Annotated in this window: 3 protein-coding genes; 1 reads left to right on the top strand and 2 read right to left on the bottom strand. The window is 40.5% G+C overall.

Annotated features, from left to right (window positions below; genetic code table 11):
- Positions 1 to 179 precede the first annotated feature (179 nt).
- Positions 180 to 746, bottom strand: coding sequence for a helix-turn-helix domain-containing protein (locus NJ959_RS22155; RefSeq protein ID WP_254013912.1), 567 nt, complete (start codon positions 744 to 746; stop codon positions 180 to 182).
- A gap of 60 nt (positions 747 to 806) precedes the next feature.
- A complete protein-coding gene (locus NJ959_RS22150) occupies positions 807 to 1,565 on the bottom strand; it encodes a sterol desaturase family protein (RefSeq protein WP_254013911.1) in 759 nt (252 codons plus the stop codon).
- Between the two features lie 635 nt (positions 1,566 to 2,200).
- On the opposite strand from NJ959_RS22150, the gene NJ959_RS22145 reads away from it, so the two are divergent.
- On the top strand, positions 2,201 to 3,052 hold an 852-nt coding region (locus tag NJ959_RS22145; protein ID WP_254013910.1), incomplete at its 3' end, for an FG-GAP repeat domain-containing protein.

The raw sequence follows: 3,052 nt of genomic DNA, 5'->3' as shown, positions 1-3,052 counted from the left end.
CCCTTTTTCTGGTTTGACTCTCCCTTGTGACAGTTGAGGGTGCGGAATGTGGGTTATAAACGTCTGGAATTCAATAAGTATCTACTTTCTACCTTTATTGATAAGTTAGATTTAGACCCGGATTTGATTTTAAATCACCCTAACCTTCCTTCAGTCTTGTCTTATGGTACTCTGGCTGCTTAAAAACTGTCCGGAGTATTGACCTGTAAAAGGTCTGGAGTATCTTTAGTTATTTTTAGATACCCCGCTAATTTTTCTTTAAATGCCTGTCTAATCAAAGGATTTTGCTTAGACTCTAGGCTGTACTTTGCCCAAATATAAACGTATTTTTTTTTATGTAGTATCCTTGATATTTGTGAGCCGCTGAGTTTTATTCCTGTCACTTGTTCTAGATATGTAGCTAGCCTTACCGCAGTCCATCGTCCAAACTCATATCCATATTCTTCTGGCTCTTTCTCGATAGTATCCAACAAGATTTTTTCATATTCTGGGGTAACTTTCCGAAAACTACCTTGGCTTCTTTCATCAGTAAAACTTTTGATATTGTCAGGAGCACCATGAACCGACCAGTAAGCAACTGTTGTGTAAGCAATATCAAGAAATTCACTTACCTTTTGATAATTTTTCCCGTCATTTATCAGTAATATAATTAAAACTTTTTCTCTAAGATAACTAGATTCAGACTCTTTTAGTAGCTTGATTAATCTTTCTTTTTGCTCTTGAGACAAATGATTTTTGGCTGGCATATATAAAATTATCTGTAATTTCACTTATCTTGATATTATACAATATAGCTGCGCAGCAGCTTAAATACCCACAATTGTCTTTACCATTACTGATTCGTCATCCAATCTATTTTTATGTTTTTCTAAATCAAAGTTTTCTGGAGACACGTAGGTTCCAAATAATCGGTCAATGAAAGTAAACATACCACTCAAATTTCTTCCTTCTTTATCAAGATGATGCAAAGTGTGAAAACAGGGCGTGACATAAATCCATTCCAATATTCCTAACCAGGAGTTTCTTTTCACATTGAGGTGTATCCAATTATTATGAATTATCTGATGCACTGCCACTACAGACATGACTTCTGAGGGAATGTTCAGCAGTGGAAACCAAAAATATGTAATAGTGTATAAAAGTCCGCCCATAAAGCTATCTTTGTTTCCACTCAGCCACCATGATTGCTTTGTTGAATGATGCCATTTGTGGGTCAACCAGAAAAACTTATTAATATGCATTGCCCTGTGTAATAGATAGTCAGTGAAGTCTTGCAATATATATGCGGTGATGATCCTTAGCCAGAGAGGCACATACATTACTCCGGCAAAAGTTACTGCCTCTCCAATAAATAGAGAAGTAGATAGTTTTATAATTACCACAGAAACGTAGGGATAAATAATTCTAAAGATAAATGATATTCCTACCCATCCCAATTCCTTAAAGAATTTATTTTTGTATTTAATCTGATGTAAAGGAGAGCGAATTTCCCAAAGCCAGAAGACTGCACCTGTAAAAAAAATTACAGTCAAATCTCTTAATAGCATTAATATTGTATCTATCATTGGTCACCTTAATGTATACTCTCTAAGAGGATGTTTCCAAAGCGGGGCGCTCTCGCGGTAATACAATAACACGACGATGCCAGTGAAAACAAAAAATTTGCGAGTAGGGGGATGAAAGGGGGGTGAGGCGGGTAGTGTGTTTGTGGCGCGGATACTGACAGTAGTGACGATCCTGCGTTCTCATACCAATTTACTAAAATAGTGCTACAGATTCACCCCCCCAACCCCCCTTACTAAAGGCAGGGCTGTTTCATTGTCCAATTTTTCAATTTCTCTAGCCTAGATGCTGTAACGGTTTGAGCCGATACTTTCTACTAGGAGATCGAAAATTACGAGAAATCCTGCTAGGGCTTGCTAGGAAAGGCTTTCGAGAGATACAGGAGGGAATTTCGATCCGAGAATGAAACAGCCCTGCTTACTAAAGGGGGAGTTAGAATTGCCACTGTAGCAGGCTTATGGGAAATTGGTATCAGAACCGGAATGTCTTGGAATTTATGACGCTTGGCGATTCGCGCCTCTAGGAGAGGCAGTGCTTCTCCCTCTCTGCTGCCCCTGGAGAGTCCTCCCACAGAATCAATGCCATTGGCTGCTTGACAACCCCCCCCTGAACGGTTACCATTTCAACAATAAAACTTATGAAAAAGCTCAGTTCGTTAGTTCTAGCAGCACTCTTCTTTGTCAGTACATTCCTATGTATAACCACTGCTGCATTAGCAAATCCAACTGACGATTATCTGAAGAATGAAAAGCTTTCTGGGCAATTTAGTGTTCCGGTTAAGTTGGACGCAGGAGTGAGATTTACCAACAGGACTAATCAATCGATACCTGAGACGTTCACAACTCTTGGGAAATGGGCTGCTAGCAATGACATTGTCAACCTCAGTCCTAATGGTATAGAGACAAACACAATTACTTTTCCTCCACATAAAGGTTTAACTTTTGTGGCGAATGAAACTACTGGAACAAACAACGACAACTCGGATGGTATTATCGTCAAGTGGTCTGCTCCAGCTAGGGTTAGTGCAAGTGTTCCAGTGAGTTATGCCACTGCTATTAACTTCCCGGCCGGTATTGATGCCGACTGTGTAGCGATTGGGGATTTCAATGGCGACAGTAAGCTTGACCTTGCTGTGACAAATTGGTTCGACAATAACGTCTCGGTCTTACTGGGAAATGGTAATGGCTCTTTTGGCGCAGCGACTAACTTCCCGGTCGGTACTAATCCCGTCTTTGTGGTGACTGGGGATGTGAATGGTGACGGCAAGCTTGACCTTGCTGTTGCAAATTTTAGTAGCAATAACGTCTCGGTCTTACTAGGAAATGGTAATGGCTCTTTTGGGGCGGCAACTAACTTCCCGGTCGGTACTAACCCTTACTCTGTAGCGATTGGGGATGTGAATGGCGACAGTCAGCTTGACCTTGCTTTTACAAATTGGCTCAGCAATAAGGTCTCGGTCTTACTGGGAAATGGTAATGGCTCTTTTGGC

Source organism: Limnofasciculus baicalensis BBK-W-15, assembly GCF_024178385.1.
In the GTDB taxonomy this organism is placed as follows: domain Bacteria; phylum Cyanobacteriota; class Cyanobacteriia; order Cyanobacteriales; family Coleofasciculaceae; genus Limnofasciculus; species Limnofasciculus baicalensis.
This window is presented reverse-complemented; position numbering and strand designations above follow the sequence as displayed.